The 17301-nt window shown below is 69.1% G+C and carries 18 protein-coding genes; 9 read left to right on the top strand and 9 right to left on the bottom strand.

From position 1 onward, the window contains the following. Positions 1-97 precede the first annotated feature (97 nt). From G7043_RS43880 to G7043_RS43870, 3 genes are all read right to left on the bottom strand, one after another. Positions 98-814 carry a GNAT family N-acetyltransferase gene (locus G7043_RS43880; RefSeq protein ID WP_166054995.1) on the bottom strand — a complete coding sequence of 239 codons (717 nt, stop codon included), beginning with the start codon at positions 812-814 and terminating at the stop codon, positions 98-100. Position 815: 1 nt separating this feature from the next. Further along, a complete protein-coding gene (locus G7043_RS43875; RefSeq protein WP_166054993.1) occupies positions 816-1370 on the bottom strand; it encodes an EF-hand domain-containing protein in 555 nt (184 codons plus the stop codon). 73 nt (positions 1371-1443) lie between these two features. Continuing rightward, on the bottom strand, positions 1444-3507 hold the full coding sequence (locus G7043_RS43870) for a hypothetical protein (RefSeq protein ID WP_166054991.1): 2064 nt from the start codon (positions 3505-3507) through the stop codon (positions 1444-1446). Positions 3508-3770: 263 nt separating this feature from the next. On the opposite strand from G7043_RS43870, the gene G7043_RS43865 reads away from it, so the two are divergent. The 3 genes from G7043_RS43865 to G7043_RS43855 all read left to right on the top strand — a co-directional run bounded on the left by G7043_RS43865 (position 3771) and on the right by G7043_RS43855 (position 5619). Next, complete coding sequence (locus G7043_RS43865) at positions 3771-4535, top strand: bestrophin-like domain (protein ID WP_166054989.1); 765 nt, start codon at positions 3771-3773, stop codon at positions 4533-4535. Between the two features lie 84 nt (positions 4536-4619). Further along, positions 4620-5438 (top strand): helix-turn-helix domain-containing protein, encoded by an 819-nt coding sequence (locus G7043_RS43860; RefSeq protein WP_166054987.1) that lies wholly within the window; start codon positions 4620-4622, stop codon positions 5436-5438. Positions 5439-5451: 13 nt separating this feature from the next. After that, the gene (locus tag G7043_RS43855; RefSeq protein ID WP_166054985.1) at positions 5452-5619 is read left to right on the top strand and encodes a DUF397 domain-containing protein; all 168 of its coding nucleotides are present in this window, start codon (positions 5452-5454) and stop codon (positions 5617-5619) included. Here the strand turns inward: G7043_RS43855 and G7043_RS43850 are convergent. Then, on the bottom strand, positions 5597-5791 hold the full coding sequence (locus G7043_RS43850; RefSeq protein WP_166054983.1) for a PspC domain-containing protein: 195 nt from the start codon (positions 5789-5791) through the stop codon (positions 5597-5599). The genes G7043_RS43855 and G7043_RS43850 overlap by 23 nt on opposite strands. 134 nt (positions 5792-5925) lie before the next feature. Between G7043_RS43850 and G7043_RS43845 the strand changes: the two genes are divergently transcribed. Continuing rightward, a complete protein-coding gene (locus G7043_RS43845; protein ID WP_166054981.1) occupies positions 5926-7188 on the top strand; it encodes a hypothetical protein in 1263 nt (420 codons plus the stop codon). Here G7043_RS43845 and G7043_RS43840 read toward each other — a convergent pair. Both G7043_RS43840 and G7043_RS43835 read right to left on the bottom strand, forming a co-directional pair. Then, a complete protein-coding gene (locus G7043_RS43840; protein WP_166054979.1) occupies positions 7092-7697 on the bottom strand; it encodes a TetR/AcrR family transcriptional regulator in 606 nt (201 codons plus the stop codon). The two genes, G7043_RS43845 and G7043_RS43840, sit on opposite strands and share 97 nt — an antisense overlap. A gap of 27 nt (positions 7698-7724) precedes the next feature. Then, positions 7725-9098, bottom strand: a complete 1374-nt coding sequence (locus G7043_RS43835) for a class I adenylate-forming enzyme family protein (RefSeq protein ID WP_166054977.1) — start codon at positions 9096-9098, stop codon at positions 7725-7727. Between the two features lie 37 nt (positions 9099-9135). On the opposite strand from G7043_RS43835, the gene lnt reads away from it, so the two are divergent. The 5 genes from lnt to G7043_RS43810 all read left to right on the top strand — a co-directional run bounded on the left by lnt (position 9136) and on the right by G7043_RS43810 (position 13933). Beyond that, a complete protein-coding gene (lnt, locus tag G7043_RS43830) occupies positions 9136-10692 on the top strand; it encodes an apolipoprotein N-acyltransferase (protein WP_313888389.1) in 1557 nt (518 codons plus the stop codon). Continuing rightward, positions 10676-11443 (top strand): polyprenol monophosphomannose synthase, encoded by a 768-nt coding sequence (locus tag G7043_RS43825; protein WP_166054975.1) that lies wholly within the window; start codon positions 10676-10678, stop codon positions 11441-11443. Before lnt ends, G7043_RS43825 begins: the two co-directional genes overlap by 17 nt. A 76-nt stretch (positions 11444-11519) precedes the next feature. Continuing rightward, on the top strand, positions 11520-12485 hold the full coding sequence (locus tag G7043_RS43820; protein WP_313888388.1) for an aldo/keto reductase: 966 nt from the start codon (positions 11520-11522) through the stop codon (positions 12483-12485). A 155-nt stretch (positions 12486-12640) separates the two neighbouring features. Then, entirely contained in the window at positions 12641-13426 is a 786-nt protein-coding gene (locus tag G7043_RS43815) for a MerR family transcriptional regulator (RefSeq protein ID WP_313888387.1), read from the top strand. A gap of 9 nt (positions 13427-13435) precedes the next feature. Beyond that, a complete protein-coding gene (locus G7043_RS43810) occupies positions 13436-13933 on the top strand; it encodes a TspO/MBR family protein (protein WP_390829582.1) in 498 nt (165 codons plus the stop codon). Here G7043_RS43810 and G7043_RS43805 read toward each other — a convergent pair. The 3 genes from G7043_RS43805 to G7043_RS43795 are packed head-to-tail and all read right to left on the bottom strand — an operon-like array spanning position 13926 to position 17266. Continuing rightward, a complete protein-coding gene (locus G7043_RS43805) occupies positions 13926-14354 on the bottom strand; it encodes a DUF4383 domain-containing protein (RefSeq protein WP_166054973.1) in 429 nt (142 codons plus the stop codon). The two genes, G7043_RS43810 and G7043_RS43805, sit on opposite strands and share 8 nt — an antisense overlap. A 9-nt stretch (positions 14355-14363) precedes the next feature. Further along, positions 14364-14645, bottom strand: a complete 282-nt coding sequence (locus tag G7043_RS43800; protein ID WP_166054971.1) for a hypothetical protein — start codon at positions 14643-14645, stop codon at positions 14364-14366. Positions 14646-14695: 50 nt separating this feature from the next. Next, positions 14696-17266 (bottom strand): ATP-binding protein, encoded by a 2571-nt coding sequence (locus tag G7043_RS43795; protein ID WP_207312542.1) that lies wholly within the window; start codon positions 17264-17266, stop codon positions 14696-14698. Positions 17267-17301 lie beyond the last annotated feature (35 nt).

The raw sequence follows: 17301 nt of genomic DNA, 5'->3' as shown, positions 1-17301 counted from the left end.
CATCCCCATCTTGCGACACGCGGGGAGCTTTCGTTCGCTCTGACAGTACGAAAGGGCCCCGCGTGCCGACCGGCAACGAGGGGGTGCGGAGCAGGGGTTAGGGGCGGAAGCGGTAGTGGTAGGTGCAGACCTCGCGGAAGCCTGTGCGTTCGTAGAGGCGGAACGCGCTGTTGTTCGCCTTCTCCATCTGCAGGTACATGCGGTCGGTCTCTCTTGCAGCCGCCCACGACGCCAGGGCGGCTAGCACGGACCGTGCGGCGCCTTGGCCCCGTGCGTGCGGCAACGTGGCCATGCCGAACACGCCGGCCCACCCGTTCTCGGCCACCGCGCGCCCCACGGCCACCACCTGGCCGTCCACCTCGGCGAACGCGTAGGCGCTCGGGTGCTCGACCCGGCTGAGCAGGTCGCGTTCGGCGCTGACGTCCCGCGTGGTCACCGCGCGCCACGCCGCCAGCCACGCGTCGGTCGGCCGGGTCGTGACCTCGCCGGCGTCGGCCTGGGCGTGCCGCAGCACCTCGGCCGTGGAGGCGATCTGCAGGGACATGGCGTGTCCCCGCTCGTACCCCCTGTCGTGCAGCCGCGCGTCCAGGTCGTCCGCACACACACCCGGCGTGATCTGGAACCGCACCTCGCACGCGCGTTCGGCGCAGAACTCCTCAGCGCGCGCGACGCGGTCCTCCTGGTCGTGTGGCAGCACCGCGCTCACCCACCAGGCGTCGCCGGGGGAGTGCCGCAGCCACCAGCCGCCGGCCTCCTCGACGTGGGCGGCGGGCTGGGCGCGGGCCGCGTACTCCTGCAGCGTTTTCAGCAGCACGTCAGTCCAGCGGTCCGAGCAGCCAGTTGCCCGACGACGCCGGATCCTCGGAGAAGTAGTACTCGCGGATCACGTCCAGCATTGCCTGAGTGGCCAGCAACCCGTCCTCATCCGACAGCATGTCGTGAATGCTGCGCGAGTTGCGTTCCGAGATGTTCATCAACGCGCCGGTCCAGGCGACGTGGTCCTCGAGAGTGACCTTGCCGTCGCCGTCCTCGTCCGCGATCGCCATCAGCGCGTCGAGGAACGGCCCATAACCCTCGTCGAACGACTCCTGCGTCTCCAACAGCCGGTTCGTGAACGCCTTCTTGTACTCGTCGACGCTGATCCGCCCGTTGCAGTCCAGGTCGGCGGCCGACGAAAGCCGGTCCCACAGCCCGATCAGCGAGTGCTGGAACCTGACCGCTTTCGGGTCGTCGTCGGCCAGTCCGAATGCCTTCGTGGTGCGCTCGCCCGCCTGCGTGAAGTCCTCGCGCTCGATGAACCCGTCACCGTCCGAGTCGTACGTCCGGAACCGGCGAGCCAGCTTGCGGCTCAGGAAGGCGGTGATCTCCATGAGGTCCTTCTACCGCATTCCGGACTGAAGGAACACGCCTGTCTCGAAATTGTGTGTGCAAACGGTTCAGGATTCACCGCCGGCCGAACCCGGAAATCGCGCTCGCGACCACGACGATGCCGATCACGCCAATTACCGCGGCGACCCCGCCGACCGCCGGTTTCGACACCTGCTGCACGTGCGCGACCGGGCGCGGAGGTGCTGGTTCGTCGAACGTCGATGTCGGCTGACCGGGCTCGGGCGGCAGTGGCGTGGTCGTCGACGCGATCCGCACGACGGCGCTTTCACTGATCGCCTGCCCGGCGCCCGCACCGGAGACCGTCAACCGGGAGTTCACCGGCGCGGCGACCTGACAGGTGTAGGTGAGGCGCTCGCGTGGTGGCAGGAGAGGGAGCGTCTTGCGGCACGAGGCGGGCTCGCCGTCGACCCGCACGTCTTTGATCGGGTACTCGGACGGGTTGCCGACCGTGATCGTGACCGTGACGAGCTCACCGTCCTCCGCGCGGTCCTTCGACCAGAGCGCGCTGATGGTCAGTCTCGGGTAGATCACCTTGACCTGCACGGACGCGCTCGCCTCGACGTGGCCGCCGATCTTGTCGGCCGCGGCGACCGTGGAGGTCAGCCGGCCGGTCTCGGCGCCCGCCGGGGCCGTGCACTCCACCGCGGTGGTCGCGCCGGGGTCGAGTTGGCCCTGCATGGGAGCGCATCCACCGGTCGCGCGGGCGTTGAGGCCGTAGAGCGGGGTGTCGCCGGTGTTCGTGACCGTCGTCGTGAACTTGACGGCCTGACCTGGGAGCGCGGTCATCGGTCCGGCCTCTGTCGTGGCTTTCAGGCTCGGGTGCAGCACATCGACGGTCGAGGTCCGGTCGGTGGCGAGCGGGTCGCCGGCGAGGCTGATGCCGCTCGCCGCGACGGTGGTCGGGTAGTCGTTGTCGGCGGCCACGGACGTGCACGTGCGGGTCGTGGTGGCGTGCGGGGCGATCGTGCCGATGTGCTGGCCGCAGACCTTCACGTCGGTTGCGGGTGCGTCGCCGACGTTGGTGATGGTGGCGGTTTGCCGGACGTTGTCCTTGGGATGCGCGGCGGGTTGTGCCGGGTCGACGACGAGGGTGAGTTCCGGCAGCGCGAACGACCACGCGACGCTCTGCATCAGAAACGCGTCGTCGTCCCGTTTGAACGTCAGCTCCGCGGCCTTGGTGCCGGGCTTGAGGACCTTTTCGTCGAGGGTGATCGTGCGCGCGTCGACGCTCATGTTGTTGGAGTGCGCGGCACCCTGTGCGGACGACACGAACGCGTTGCGGCCGGCGATCGACGTGCCGTTGACCAGCATCTGGTCGCCGTCGCTGGCCCAGTCACCTTCGTAGGCGGTGATTCCCAGGCGGATGACCCCGCCCGCGGGATGCGTGGGTGCGATCGGGGTGCTGGTGATCGGCTTCGCGGTGGGGAGGCGGACGTGACCTCCGTGCACCGCAACGTGTCTGCGCGCCGGGGCGACCGGGGTGGCGTTCGCGAACTTCCAGACGACGGTCAGCGACCAGCCTCCGAAGCAGTCGAAACCTTGGGGCGTCCAGACGTTCCCGACGGTGTTGGTTCCGTTCTTCACGTGCTGGGTGACGTCGGCTTCGGCGCTGTAGAAGGTGTTGTCGGTGCCGGAGAGCTCGTCGGCGGCGTCTTGAGCGAACTGGCCCGGGCTGATGCTCGATCCGTTGAGAGTGACCGGGTCCTGGGGCTTGCCGGGTGGGGCGGTCGCGTCGCGGCAGATCGCGTTGCCGGCCCAGCCGAGCTTGGCGTACGCGATGGTCGCGCCGGCGGGGATGGTGAGGTTCGCGCTGGAGGAGTTGAACGTCCGCGGGTCGTCGTCGATGTCGGCATAGGACATGCGGTGGGCGTTGTTCTGAGCGGATGGGCCGTGGCCCTTGCGGTTCAGGGCGTCCACACAGGACTGCGGTGAGTACTTCGGGTCGGGTCCGGCCTGCTCGGCGGTCGGGCAGGTCAGCACGGCGTTGCCGACGACCGTGACGTCTCCGTACACCGCCTCGTTGAACTGAGTGCGCCACACCTCGGCCGCCTGCGACGGAGGGCCTGGCGTGAACAGCGGAACCAGCAGCACGACGGCGATGAGGATCGGTACGCGCATGCCACGCCTCTCGGTCGGGGTCGGCACAGGTTGGCACGCCTGATCGTGCTTGTCACCGCGCGTTGATCGCCGCGTCCTCACTCTCCGTCGAGGACCGTGGGGCGTTGGTTCTCCTGTTCGTGTCAAAGGGACTTTCTGGGAACGGTCCCATGTGGACCGGCGGTGGGCTTGATCAACCACGGTTGCTCTTGATGGGCGGGTGAGACCGCCGGGAAGCGTGGTGTTGGTGGTCAAACGGTGGCCGCTGTGGGGAGATGGAGGCCATGTGGACCGCGTTTGTCGTCGTGCTCGCGGCGGTGGTTGTCACCGTCGTCGCTTGTCTGTTGTTCGGGCGTTCGCGTGCGCACGAACAGTCCGACGACCGCGACGCGGACTCGCGCGGGTTCCTGGGCGCGGTGATCAGCGGCCTGTTCATCGTCGCGCTGGCGTTCTACGTGGTGATCGTGTGGGAGGCGAACGGCGACGCCGAGGACAACGCCGCCCGCGAGGCCGCCGCCGTCGCGGACGCCTACTGGCAGACGGCCGTCATGCCGCAGCCGCAACGTGATCACATCCGCGCGCTGCTGACCGAGTATCCGAAACTGGTGGCGGACAAGGAATGGGCTCAGCTGGCGGTGGGGGAGTCGGATGAACGGACGACCTCGACGCTGAACTCGCTGCACTCGGAGATCCTGTCGCTGCCCGCCACGCCGGATCAGGTGAAGAGCGCGCGCGAACGGTCGTTGGAGCGGTTGCGGGAGATCACGGACCTCCGGCGCGATCGGCTGGATCAGGCCGGTGGGTTGGACAACACCGGGAAGCTCACGTTGATCGGGACCATCGTCGGGGCGGTGGGGATGGTCCTGTTCCCGTTGCTGATCGGGTTCACAGCGCGCGTGCGGCACGTCTTGCAGTTGAGCCTCACTGCGGCCGTGTTGGCCTTCGTGTGTGTGTTGTGCGTTGGGATGACACAGCCGTTCACCGGCATGTTGCGTGTGGAGCCGGAGGCGTTCACGACCGTCTCGGACGAGATTGGCGGAATTCCGTAGAAGCCTTCTAACCCTGATACTTTCAGGTCATTTTGGGCCCGAAATGATGGAGGGGCGGCTGTCTGCGGCGCTAGTTTCGCCGACATGCCAAAGAGAGTGTCCACTGTGCTGGGACGCGAGTTCGGCGAGAGCCTCCGCGCCATGATCACCCGAACCGGTCTGAAGGATGCCGAACTCGCGCGGCGGATCGGCTGGGATCCGCCCAAGTTGTCGGACCTCGTCAACGGCAAGGGCGGGGTGAGCCTGGAAGAGTTCATGTACCTGCTCGGCATGTGCCAGACCCCGCCGGACGAGCGCGAGCACCTGAAGGCGCTCTTCCTGGAGTCGCGGGAGAAGGGCTGGCTCCAGTTGTACGACTCGGTGCTGCCACCTCACGTCCGGACGTTGATCCAGCACGAGCGGATGGCCAAAGAGATCGTGATCTGGAGTTCGCTGTTCCTTCCGGGACTTCTGCAGATCGAGTCGTACGCCCGCGCCGCTGCCGAGGACTCGCCCTTCGTCAAGAAGGAGGACATCGCTGAGTGGGTCGCGGCTCGAATCGAGCGGCAAAGCATCGTGGCCGGGCACAAGAAGTTTGTCTTCTACGTGTACGAGCCGGTGCTGTATTCGCCAGTCGGTGGCACTGAGGTGCTGACCGAGCAGTTGCACGAACTGCTGAGGATGTTGGTTCGCCCGTACATCAGCCTGCGAGTACTGCCCTCCGGACGGGCGCTGACCGGCGACTTCACCCTGATGAAGTTCGACAAGTACGAACCGGTCGCCTACCAAGGTGGCTTGAACTCGGCGCTGTTTCTCGATGACAAGGCATCGGTCGGGCTCTACCAGGACGTGCTGAAGATGATGGACCGCGTCGCCCTGAGTAAGGAAGAATCCAGGGAGTTGATCACCAACATCGTGTCCTGAGGAGGCGACTCGGATGGCCGAGTGGCGCAAGAGCAGCTACAGCCCGACTGACCAGGATTGTGTCGAGATCGGGCGCGGCGTCGGCATCCGGGACTCCAAGGCGCCCGCCGCCCACGTGCCGGTTGCCCCGGCAGCGTGGGCAGCGTTCTTGCGGTCGGTCAGTAACCGCGGTCGGGCATGATCACCCAGAGCACGAGGTAGACGACGAACTGCGGTCCGGGCAGAAGGCAGGACAGCAGGAACAGAAGGCGCACGGTGCTCGCCTTCATGCCCCAGCGCTGGGCGAGCCCCGCGCACACACCCGCGATCCTCCGGTTGGTCCTGGGCCGGCTCAAAGCAACTGTCGTGGTCATATACAGAGAATGCCCATTTTCGTCCATCTGTTGCATCGGGGATGAACCCTGATTTCACCCGGACGTGTTACAGCAGGTAACCCGGGGGCTGTGACCTGCGACTCCACGGTTGTCCCGAACCTTGGGGAGCCGAGATGCGCGTTGATTTTCTCGTCGACACGGTGTTCATCGCGATCTACGCGCCGCTGCTGTGGCACGCCTGGCAGTGGTTGCGCACCAAAGAGCAGGCGGGGCCGCCGTCGCCGCTGCGCAGCCTGACGCTGGCGGACAGCCCGTACCCGCGGGCGGTACCGATCACGGTGCTGGCGGTGGCGCACCTGGCGGGCAACACGACGGGCCTGGTCGCGCTCGGGTTTCTGGCGCTGGTGGCCGTGGAGTCGGCCTGGCGCAACCGGGACAGGTGGGTGCGGGACCACCTGTGGGCGTTGGGGCGTCTCAGGGTTCCGGCCGTGATCGTGGCCCTGACCGCGGCGATTCTGCTGTTCGGTGACACGAGGTCGCTGGGACAGCCGGGGGTCGGGCTGGCGACGTGGATGGCGGCGGTCGCGATGGGGGCGAGCGTGTGGTTCGTGACGCGGCGGCTGGTGCTGACGTCGTGGCCGCAGAAGACCTGGCGCAGCGCGCGGCCGGAGCTGGGGTCGTTGATCAGGCTGGCGTTGTGCGTGCTGGTCGGGGTGATCGGGTGGGTCTACGGGCCGCGCGAGCTGACCGGGTACGCGGTGGTGTTCGGGCTGGTCGTGTTGCTCGGGCTGGTGTGGGTGGTCTGGGAGTTGGAGGACGAGGCCGCCGCCGAGAGCAAGCGCGGTGAGGCGGACCGGATCCGGGCGAAGGCAGCGATGAGGCCCAGCCCGCGCCAGAGGCCCGCGGTGATGCGGGTCGCGCGTGGGCTCGCGGTCACGCCACTCGTCGCTCTCGCGGTCGCCTACCTGTCGATGGCGTACGAGCCGGACGGCGCGAGCGTGCTCACGGCGATGCGGGTGCTGGTGCTCACCGGCGTCGCGGTGTTGTTCGGCGACTGGCTGATGGCCCGCAGCGCGAAAGGGCCTGAGCACACGCCGCACCACTGGTGGTTCACCGCCGCGGTGGTGGCGGTGTCGATCACCAGTCTGGTCGCGGTGGGCGCGCTCGGGCGCACGTTGCCGCTCGCGGTGGTGTTCCTGATGTTCGCCGGGCTGTTGCTGAGCGAGGCACAGCGGTTCGCGGAGACCGTGCCGGTGCCGAAGGGGTTGCTGTTCCTCGGTTTCACCCGCACGCCGGTCGCGTTGCTGCTCGCGACCTGCGTGCTGGCCGGCGGGTTGAGCTACCCGACGGACGCGGTGGAGAGCTGGTCGACGAACCTCAGGCAGGTGGTGCGCATGACGTCCACGGTCATGGCCTTCGAGCCGGCCAGCACCTGAAGCGCGAGGCCGTCGAGCATGCTGACCAGCATGTTCGCCAGCTCCACCGGGTTGCCGGACGCGTGGATCTCGCCGGTGGCCTGGCCGTCGCGGAAGATGCTCGCCACGATGTCGCGCCACTCGCCGTAGAAGCGCTCGTTGAGCTCCTGCAGCTCGGGGTTGCGGATGGCCTCGACCCAGAGCTCGGCCCAGACCTTCCACGCCTCGACCGTCTCGGCGCCCTGCGGCAGGTACGACTCGACGACCAGCCGCAGCCTCGACAGCGGGGGCTCGTCGGAGTCGAGGATCCAGCGGCGCCGGGTGAGCGACTGCTCGAAGCAGTGCGCGAACGCGGCGTCGGTGAGCTCGCGCTTGGTCTCGAAGTAGTAGTGGACCGTGCCACCGGAGACGCCGGCGTCCTTGGCCACGTCGGACACCCGGAGGTGGCGGAAGCCCTCGGATGCGATCACCTTGCAGGTGGACGCGAGGATCTGCGCCTTGCGTTCGGCTTCCACGCTTGGACGGGGCATCCGTCACCTCCTGATTTAGCTCGAACCTTACCGAAAGTGGGAACGCAACTTGCGCTTGTCGACCTTTCCCACTTTGGTCAGAGGGAGTTCGGGGACGATCGTGACGCCTCTGGGCTGGTAAAGCTCACCCAGTTCGGCAACCACCGAATCCCGAAGTCGATCGATGTCGACTTCCTGTCCGTCCGTCACCAGGAACACGTGGACGACCTCACCGAGCGCCTCGTCCGGTCGTGCGACGGCCGCCGCCTGCCGGATGCCGGGAAGCGTGATGAGGAAGTCGTCGAGCAGGCGTGAGTAGACGTTGTCCGAGGTCCGGCCGGTGACGATCACGTCCTTGCTGCGGTCGTTGAGGTACAGGTAGCCGTCGTCGTCGAAGTAGCCCATGTCGCCGGTGTTGAACCAGCCGTCGCTGGTCTCCTTCAACGGCGGCTCGCCCCAGTAGCCCTCCATGACGAACGGGCCGCGCACCCACACGTCACCGTCGCGGGTCTCGACCTCCATCAGCGGGTTCGCCTTGCCGACTGTGCGCAGCGTGTCCGGCCGGGAGAGGTCGACCTCGGCGGAGCGCATCAGCGTGATGGCGTGGGCCTCGGTCATGCCGTAGCCCTGGTTGACGACCGGGCCCCACTTCTCGATCGCCTGCCGCAGCCGCTTCGGGGCGAGCGGGGACCCGCCGACGATCACGTGGAACTGCGGGCCCGGGCAGTCCGGGTGGTCGAGGACCTCGTACATCATCGGCGGCACGAAGACCGTCATGGTGATCTGCTCGTCGCGGGCCAGGCGCACGAACGTGTCCGCGTCGAACGTCGACGGGCCCAGCACGAGCTTCGACCCGGTGAGCAGCGCGGTCTGCACCGCACCGGCGCCGCTGCCGTGGGTGATGAGGGTGTTGGAGAGCAGGTTCGTGGGAGGCAGGCTCGCGCGCGTTTCCCAGAGATCGTCGGAGCGGTGCACCGCGAGCTTGGGCAGCCCGGTCGTGCCGCCGGTGTAGTAGACCGTGGCGAACTCTCGCGCCGGGGCGCGTTCGACGAGGTCGCCGGGGAGGTCCTGGAGGTGCCAGCCGTCGATCTGCGTGCCGAACGACGGGTCGACCACGACCGCGGCGACCTCGGCGCGCTCGACGAGGGCTTTGAGCTCGGCGGTGCCCGGCTCCGGCGGCACGTACACCAGCCGGCCGCCGAGCAGGTGGACGGCCAGGTTCAGCAGCACCGCCTCGGGGGTGTTGCCGACGTACACCGCCACGCCGTCACCGGGCTTGATGCCGCGGCGGACCAGACCGTCGGCCAGTCGGAAGAGCAGGTCACGGGCTTGGGCGCGGGTCAGCCGGGTGTCGCCGCCGATCACCGCCTCGCGATCTGGATCGGCCGCCAGGCGTTCCAGAACTAGATCGACATAGGTCATACGTCCTGTGTACTCCCGGGCCTCGTAGGCTGATCGGGTGGTCGCACCCCCCATTGCGCCGGAATCGCCGGAAACGCCGGAACTGCCCGCTCGCAGACGGCGGTTGAGCCGTCCGGTGCTGCTGCGGATGGCACTCGCCGTCGCCGGCGGCGTGCTGATTTACCTGAGCTTTCCGCCGCGGCCGCTGTGGTTCCTGGCACCGGTCGGGTTCGCACTGCTGGCCTGGACGATCCACGAGCGGCGGGCGCGGGCCGGGTTCGGCTACGGGCTGCTGTTCGGGCTCGGGTTCATGGTGCCGTTGCTGCGCTGGACCGGGGAGTTCGTCGGGCTGATCGCGTGGCTGCCGCTGGCGCTGGCGTGCGCGCTGATGATCTCGATCGGCACGGCCGCGATGGCGTTCGCGTCACGGGTGCCGGGGTGGCCGCTCTGGGCGGCGTTCCTCTGGGTGGCGGACGAGGCGCTGCGCGGGGTGTTCCCGTTCGGCGGCTTCACCTGGGGCAAGATCGCGTTCGGTCAGCCGGAGGGCTGGTACCTGCCGCTCGCGTCGCTGGGCGGGGCGCCGCTGGTGTCGTTCGCGGTGGTGCTGACCGGGTTCGGGCTGTTCTGGGTGGTCAAGAACTGGAAGCTCGGCGTGCCGCTGGTCGTGGCGCCGCTGCTGGTCGGGTTCGTCGTGCCGGTGGGGGTGGACGCCTCTGCCGGGACCGTGACCGTCGCCGCGATCCAGGGCAACGTGCCGCGCGCCGGGCTCGACTTCAACGCGCAGCGCCGCGCCGTGCTCGACAACCACGTCCGGCGGACCGTCGAACTCGCGGACGAGGTCGCCGCGGGCAAGGTCAAGCAGCCGGACATCGTGATCTGGCCGGAGAACTCGTCCGACATCGACCCGTTCCGCAACCGCGACGCCGCCGCGGTGCTCGACACGGCCGCGAAGGCGATCAAGGCGCCGATCGCGGTGGGGGCCGTGGTGGTCGACCGGGGCGACGGGCTGCCGCGCAACCAGGTGGTGCTGTGGGACCCGGAGAAGGGGCCGACGGACACCTACACGAAGCGCAAGCTGCAGCCGTTCGGCGAGACGATGCCGATGCGGTCGTTCTTCCGGCTGTTCACCTCCGACGTGGACCGCGCGGGGGTGTTCCAGGCCGGTTCGGACCCGGACGGTTTCGTCATGGGGCCCGCGAAGGTCGCGATTGACACATGTTACGAAGTGGCGTTCGACTCAGTGGTCCGCGACACCGTGACGGCCGGCGCGACGATCATCGCGATCCCGACGAACAACGCCACGTTCGGGTACACAGAAATGACCTACCAGCAGCTTTCCATGTCCCGGGTGCGGGCGGTGGAGCACGGCCGGGCGGTGATCGTGGCGGCCACTTCGGGGGTGAGCGCGATCGTCCAGCCTGACGGTTCCGTCACTCAGAAGACTGGCTTGTTCGTGCCCGGTGCCCTGGTCGCGGAGCTGCCACTTCGGTCGCAGACTACGCTGGCGACTTGGCTAGGAGCCTGGCCCGAGTGGGTGATGACCGCTGCGGGCCTTGCCGCGTTGGCGCTGGGCTTCGCACGACGACGGAAGGACTCGAATGGCGCAGCAGCCTGACCAGGAACTCGGGCAGGTGCTGGTGGTGATCCCGACCTACAACGAGCGGGACAACATCGGAAAGATCGTCAAGAGGCTGCACACGGCACTGCCCGACGTGCACGTCCTGGTGGTCGACGACGGCAGCCCCGATGGCACCGGCCAGCTCGCCGACGAGATGGCGGCCGCTGACGAGCGCGTCCACGTGATGCACCGCACGGAGAAGGCCGGCCTCGGTGCCGCGTACGTCGCCGGTTTCCAGTGGGCGCTGGAGCGGGAGTACGGCGTCATCTGCGAGATGGACGCCGACGGCTCGCACGCGCCGGAGCAGCTGCACCGCCTGCTGGACGCGCTGCCTCAGGCCGATCTGGTCCTGGGTTCGCGCTGGGTCCCCGGCGGCGAGGTCGTGAACTGGCCCGCGAAGCGCAAGTTCCTGTCGCTGGGCGGCTCGCTGTACTCGCGGCTCGCGCTGGGCGCGTCGATCCGTGACATGACCGGCGGCTACCGGGCGTTCCGCGCGGACACCCTGCGCAAGCTGAACCTCGTCTCGGTCGCGTCGGCCGGGTACTGCTTCCAGATCGACCTGCTGTGGCGGACGCTGGAGCTCGGCTTCCGCGTGCGCGAGGTGCCGATCACGTTCCTGGAGCGCGAGTTCGGCGAGTCGAAGATGAGCGGCAACATCGTCCGCGAGGCGCTGATCCGCGTGACGAAGTGGGGTCTGCGCCGGCGCGGGAACCAGGTCAAGGACCTGCTCACCGGTAAGAAGAGGTAGTTCTTCTGGTCTCGGGCCGTCCACTTCGGACGGCCCGAGATCTTTTTGCGTTCGATCACTGGGGGAGTGGATCAGCGTGGAACAGCGACAGCTGTCAGGACTCGGCGTGAGTGCGTTGTGCCTGGGCACCATGTACTTCGGCACGACCGTGGACGAGCAACGGGCGTTCGCCGTCCTCGACCGGTTCGTGGAAGCCGGCGGCACGTTCATCGACACCGCCAACACCTACTCGTTCTGGGTGCCCGGCGGCACCGGCGTGGAGAGCGAGGAGCTGCTGGGCCGGTGGCTGGCCTCGCGCGGCGTCCGTGACGATGTCGTGCTGGCGACCAAGGTCGGCGCGTTGCCCGACCCGCCCGGTGCCGCGTGGCCGGAGCACGCGGAAGGGTTGTCCCACGAGGTGGTGCGTGCCCAGGCCACGGCCAGCATGCGCCGTCTGGGCACCGACCACCTCGACGTGTACTACGCGCACATCGAAGACCGCCGTACGTCGTTGCACGACACCGTGACAACCTTCGCGTCGTTGGTGACCGATGGCCTGGTGCGCGTCGTCGGGTGCAGCAACCACGCAGCGTGGCGCGTCGCCGCGGCGCGGGAGATCGCCAAGGCCTCGGGGCTGCCGGGGTTCACCTGCGTCCAGCAGCGCCACACCTATCTGCGGCCGCAACCGGGCGCGGAGTTCGGGGCGAACCCGCACATCAGCGACGAGATGCTGGACTACGCGCGCACGGAACCCGATCTGACCGTGCTCGGCTACTCGGTGCTGCTGTCCGGCGCGTACACCCGCTCTGACCGGCCGTTGCCCGAGCAGTACGACCACGAGGACAGCCGTCGTCGGTTGGCCGTGCTGGCCGACGTGGCCGCCGAACTGGGGGCGACCCCGAACCAGGTGGTCCTAGCGTGGCTTCTAGGCGGCGACCCACCGGTGCTACCAGTGCTGGGCGTCAGCTCGGTGGCCCAACTCGACGAGTGCCTGGACGCCCTCACCCTCGCCCTAGACGACGAACAACGCCGCCGCCTCAACACCGCCCCCACTCCGCTTTGAGGGTTACGCGGGCGCCCCGCGTACCGCCAGACGACACGCGGGGGCCCCGCGTACTGTCTGACCGCACGCGGGGGCCCCGCGTGCGGTCAGACAGTACGAAAGCTCCCCGCGTGCACTTGCATTACGATTCAAAATCGGTGCGGCGGAGGTGAGCGGTGGAGTGGAGTGCCGGTGCGGTGGCGCGGATGCTCGGCATCTCGCCCACGACCCTGCGCACGTGGGACCGCCGGTACGGGCTGGGGCCCAGCACGCGTCAGGAGGGCAAGCATCGTCGTTACAACGACGATGACCTCGCGCGCCTCAAGCGCATGCTTGAACTGACCGGGTCAGGTGTCTCGCCCGCGTCGGCGGCCGCTTCCCTGGCGCCGTCCGGTGACCTGGACTTCGGGGCCGCCGCCGATCGGCTGGACGCGGCCCAGATGCGCAGGGTGGCCGTGGGCCTGATCGCCCGCCACGGCGTCGTGCACACGTGGGACGCGGTGCTGATGCCGTTCCTGATCGAGCTCGGCGAACGGGTCTCGTTGACCGCTGCCGGGGTCGACGTCGAGCACGTCGCGAGCGGCACGATCTCGGACGCGATGCGGGTGTCCGGGGCGGCGGTCGGCACGCCGGCGGTGTTGCTGGCCTGTGCGCCGGACGAGCAGCACAGCCTGCCCCTCGACGTGCTGGCGGCCGCGCTGGCCGAGAAGGATTGCGTGTCCCGCAACCTCGGTGCCCGCGTGCCCGCCGCCGCGCTGGTCAGCGCCGCGGCACGGTTGGAGCCGCGCGTGGTGTTCGTGTGGGCGCACGACCGGGTATATGCCGAGCAGGTCCCGCTGGCCGAGCTGGGGGTTCCGGTGCTGGTCGGCGGGCAGGGGTGGGACGACGTGCCGTTGCCGGACGGTGTTACGAGGGCTCGGACGCTCACCGATGCTATTGAAACGATTTTGAATCGAATCTAGACTTCAGGCATGAGCCTCGCCGACCGTTCCCTGACCGCGTTGCCGATGCGCCACCACCCCGTGCGGGTCCTGTTCGTGTTCGTCGCGGCGGTGGTCGTGACGGCGGTGGTGGGGTCGCTGTTCTCGGTGTCGGCGGGCGACGAGTACCTGAGCCTGCGACGGCCGTCGTGGGCGCCGCCCGCGTGGTTGTTCGGTCCGGTGTGGACGGTCCTGTACGGGATGATCGCGTTGTCCGGCTGGCTCGCGTGGCGCAGCGGTGCCGGGCGCGGCGAGCTGACGTTGTTCGGCGCGCAGCTGGTGTTGAACGCGCTGTGGACGCCGTTGTTCTTCGGGCTCGGCTGGTACGGGTTCGCGTTCGTCGAGATCCTGGTGCTGTGGCTGGCGATCGTGGTGCTGATCGTCGTGTTCTCGTGGCGCAGCAAGGCCGCCGCGCTGCTCCTCGTGCCTTATCTGGCGTGGGTGAGCTTCGCGGCGGCGCTCAACCTGTCGATCACCGCGCTCAATTGACGGGTGAGGTGCTGCGGGCGCGTTCGACCGCGGTGGTCACGACGCCGAGCAGGATCATCGCGGCGCCGAGGCCCAGGTGCAGCCAGTTGTCGGCGGTGTTGACCGGCAGGACGTTCGAATTGCTGTGCTCGCCGATCGCCGAGCCGTAGACCCACAGGAACACGTAGATCCCGCCGCCGACCACCAGGAAGGCGCGCGAGAACTGCGTGTTCCTGGCGCCGAGCAGGCCCGCGACGCCGAACAGCAGGTGCACCAGGTTGTGCAGGATCGAGACCGCGAAGAGGCCGAAGAGCAGGGCGCCGGAGTGGCCGGCGAAGCTCATCTCGTCGTAACGCGAGGTGATGCCGGGGATGAAGCCGAGCACACCGACGACGAGAAACGCCGCGCCGACCGCTGCCGCGGCCCTCTGTACTGGTCGCATGCGGGATGACTACCCGGTCACGGCCGGAGTGAACTCCCTGAGCACCTCCATGCCGGTGACCGCGGGTGCGCCGGAAGGAGTCGGGCCGAGCACGCGGGCCAGGATCGGGCCGAGCACCTCGCGGAAGAAGCGGTCGGCGTGGTCCTTCGACTCCCAGACGGCGATGATCCGGAACTCGCCGTCGGCCTGGCAGGCGTAACGGGCGCGCAGGCCGTCCGGGACGGCGGAGCCCATGACCTCGTCGAGCTGGTCGAGGGACGTGGTGGGCGGGGTCGCGATGGTGAGCCACATGGTGTTCCTCCTGAAGTCGTGGTGGCTCAAACCTAGGAAGTTCGCGCTGGTCAGCCATCCGCCGGAGTACTCGGTCGGGTACTCATCCACGCCGCGATCTGGCTGCGGGTGCTGAAGCCGAGCTTGGTCAGGATGTGCTGGACGTGGTTCTGGGCGGTGCGTTCGGAGATCACCAGCCGCCGGGCGATCTGGCGGTTCGTGAGGCCGTCGGTGACGAGGCAGGCGACCTCGTGCTCGCGGCTGCTCAGCTCGGTCGTCGTGAACGCCGTCATGCCCAGTGCGCGGATGGCGCGGTCGGCGGCGTGGTGCACGGCGTCGGCGTCCTTGCCCAGCGCGCGCAACGCCGAAGCCAGGTGCCAGCGGGCTTCGGCGGCGAACGCGGGCGCGCCCGCTCGGGAGGCTTCGTCGACGGCGGCGTTCAGGTCGGTCACGGCCTGCTCGAGGTTCCCGAGCGCGAGGTGCCCGCGGCCCAGCGCGAGCGAGACCGGGCCCATGTAGGCGACACCGTTGCCGGCCGCGTGCGCGCCGCGGAACTCCGCCAGCCAGGGAAGGATCAGCGCGAGATCGTCGGTCAGGCCCAGGCTCGACGCCACCAGGACGGCGTCGACCAGGCCCGGCAGCACGAAGAACGCGGGCAGGTCCCACTCGGCGATCGGGCCGGTGCGGCGGAACCATTCCAGTGCCTCGTCACGGAAACCCGCGCGCTCCAGCAGGAACGCCCGCGTGAGCTTGGACATCAGGCGGAACCGCGGTGGCGGGTCGTGGAAGTGGCGGGCCAGCGTCAGGCCGTCCTCGGTGACGCCGAGGTGGCACGCGAGCCCGCACTGCAGGCCGAAGTAGGCGCCGCCCGCGGGTTCGCGTTCGATGACGCGCATGCGGTCGAACGCCCGCCGCCCGACCTCCTGGGCCTCGGCGAACCGGCCCTGCGCCTGGGCCAGGCACGCCGTCACGACTTCGAGGTGCCACCACGGGACCTGGCCGCCGACACGCTCGCAGGCCAGTTGCAACGCCGGTAGTTCTTCTTGTGCGGCAGCGAGTTCACCGCTTTCGACCAACGCGTGGATGCGCCACAGCGACCCCCACATCGCCCCGCGCGGACTGTGCGTGCGGTGGGCGAGGTCGATCATCTCAGTGGCGAGCCGCAACCGTTCGGCGCGACCGGCCGGACCGGGGCACGCCTCCTGCCGGGCGTGCAGGGCCTCGGCGAGCGCACGGTCGTCGTGGCTCTGCCGGGCCAGGTGCAAGGATTCGCGGCTGAGGTCGTCGAGGCGGTGCTGCTCGCCCCGGTAGAACGCGAGATGGCTGCGCTGGGCGAGCAGGCGGGCTCGGGTCGCGGGGCTGACGTCGTGGCGCAACGCGTTGTCGCACAACGGGGTCGCGATCGCGTTCACGCCCGCACCGGGTGCCGCTTCGAGCACCAGGGCGGCTTCCGCGATCTGTTCCGGGGTGCGCGCCAGTTCGGCGGCGCGCTGGGCGGCTTGGACGCAGGTTGCCAGATCGCCGGCGAAGTACGCGGCTTTCCCCAGCGCCACCTGGATTTCGCAGCTGTCCTCGAAGGCCGCGGCCGTCGCGTAGAGGCGGGCACCCTCCTCGTAAGCCAGCCGGGCCACCGCGTCCTCGGCTGCCCGAATCGTCCACGCGCGTGCTGCTTCCGGTGCGCCGCAAGCGTTCCAGTGCCGGGCGACGTCCGCGTACCGGGTGCTGTCCGCCATCGCCTCGGCGATCCGGCGGTGGATCGTGCGGCGTTCGGCGGTGGTGAGCGAGGCCTCGACAGCGTCGCGGGTCAGCGCGTGCACGAACCGGTGTCCCGTCGCGTCGATGAGGGTCGTGGCCTCGTCCAGTGCGCTGATCGGCAGTCCGGAGGCCTCGGCTGCCAGATCGAGGTCGAAGTCGCGGCCGATCAACGCGGCGGTCCTGACCAGTTCGCGGGCGTCCGGGCCGAGCCGGTCGAGGCGGGCGGTGACGATGTCCCGGACGCTGCGCGGTGGCTGGTCCGCCCGCCAGGTGCCGTCCTGCACCGCGCGGGCGATCTCCGTGACGAACAACGGGTTTCCGCTGGTCAGCTCATGAATCGTGGCAGCGGGTCCGGCCCCGGTCAGTTCGGCGACCTCGTCGGCGGACAGGCCGTGCAGGTCGATGCGGACGGCCGAGCGCATGAGGTCCGCGACCGCCGGACAGGGGTCGCGGAAGGTGGCGAACAGCAGCACGCGCCGCAGGTTCGTGGCCAGATGCGCGAGCACGAGCAACGACGCCCGGTCGGCCCAGTGCACGTCCTCGACGATGATCACCAGGCCGTCGCGGTCCAGCGCGGTCGCGACCGCGTCGAACACCCGGAACCTGTCCTGCGGCACCTCGGCGTCGTGCGCGAGCACCTCGTCCGGATCGGTGCCCGCCGCCTTCAGCACCTGGCGCCACGGCCAGAACGCCGGCGCGCCCTCGGTTTCGACGCAGTGCCCCCACACGACCTCACGGCCCAGCGCGAGCGCGTGCCCGGCCAGTTCCTGGGCCAGCCTGGTCTTGCCGATGCCGGGCTCACCGCCGCACAGCACCAGCCCGCCGGTCTCCGCCGCCAGCCGCGACCGGATCATCGCGAGCTCGCGGGCGCGCCCCACCACCTTCACAACCCGGATATCGCACCCGTGCCTGACCGCGTTTC

Origin of the sequence: Lentzea alba, assembly GCF_011067745.1 — a bacterium.
Classification (GTDB): Bacteria; Actinomycetota; Actinomycetes; order Mycobacteriales; family Pseudonocardiaceae; genus Lentzea; species Lentzea alba.
This window is presented reverse-complemented; position numbering and strand designations above follow the sequence as displayed.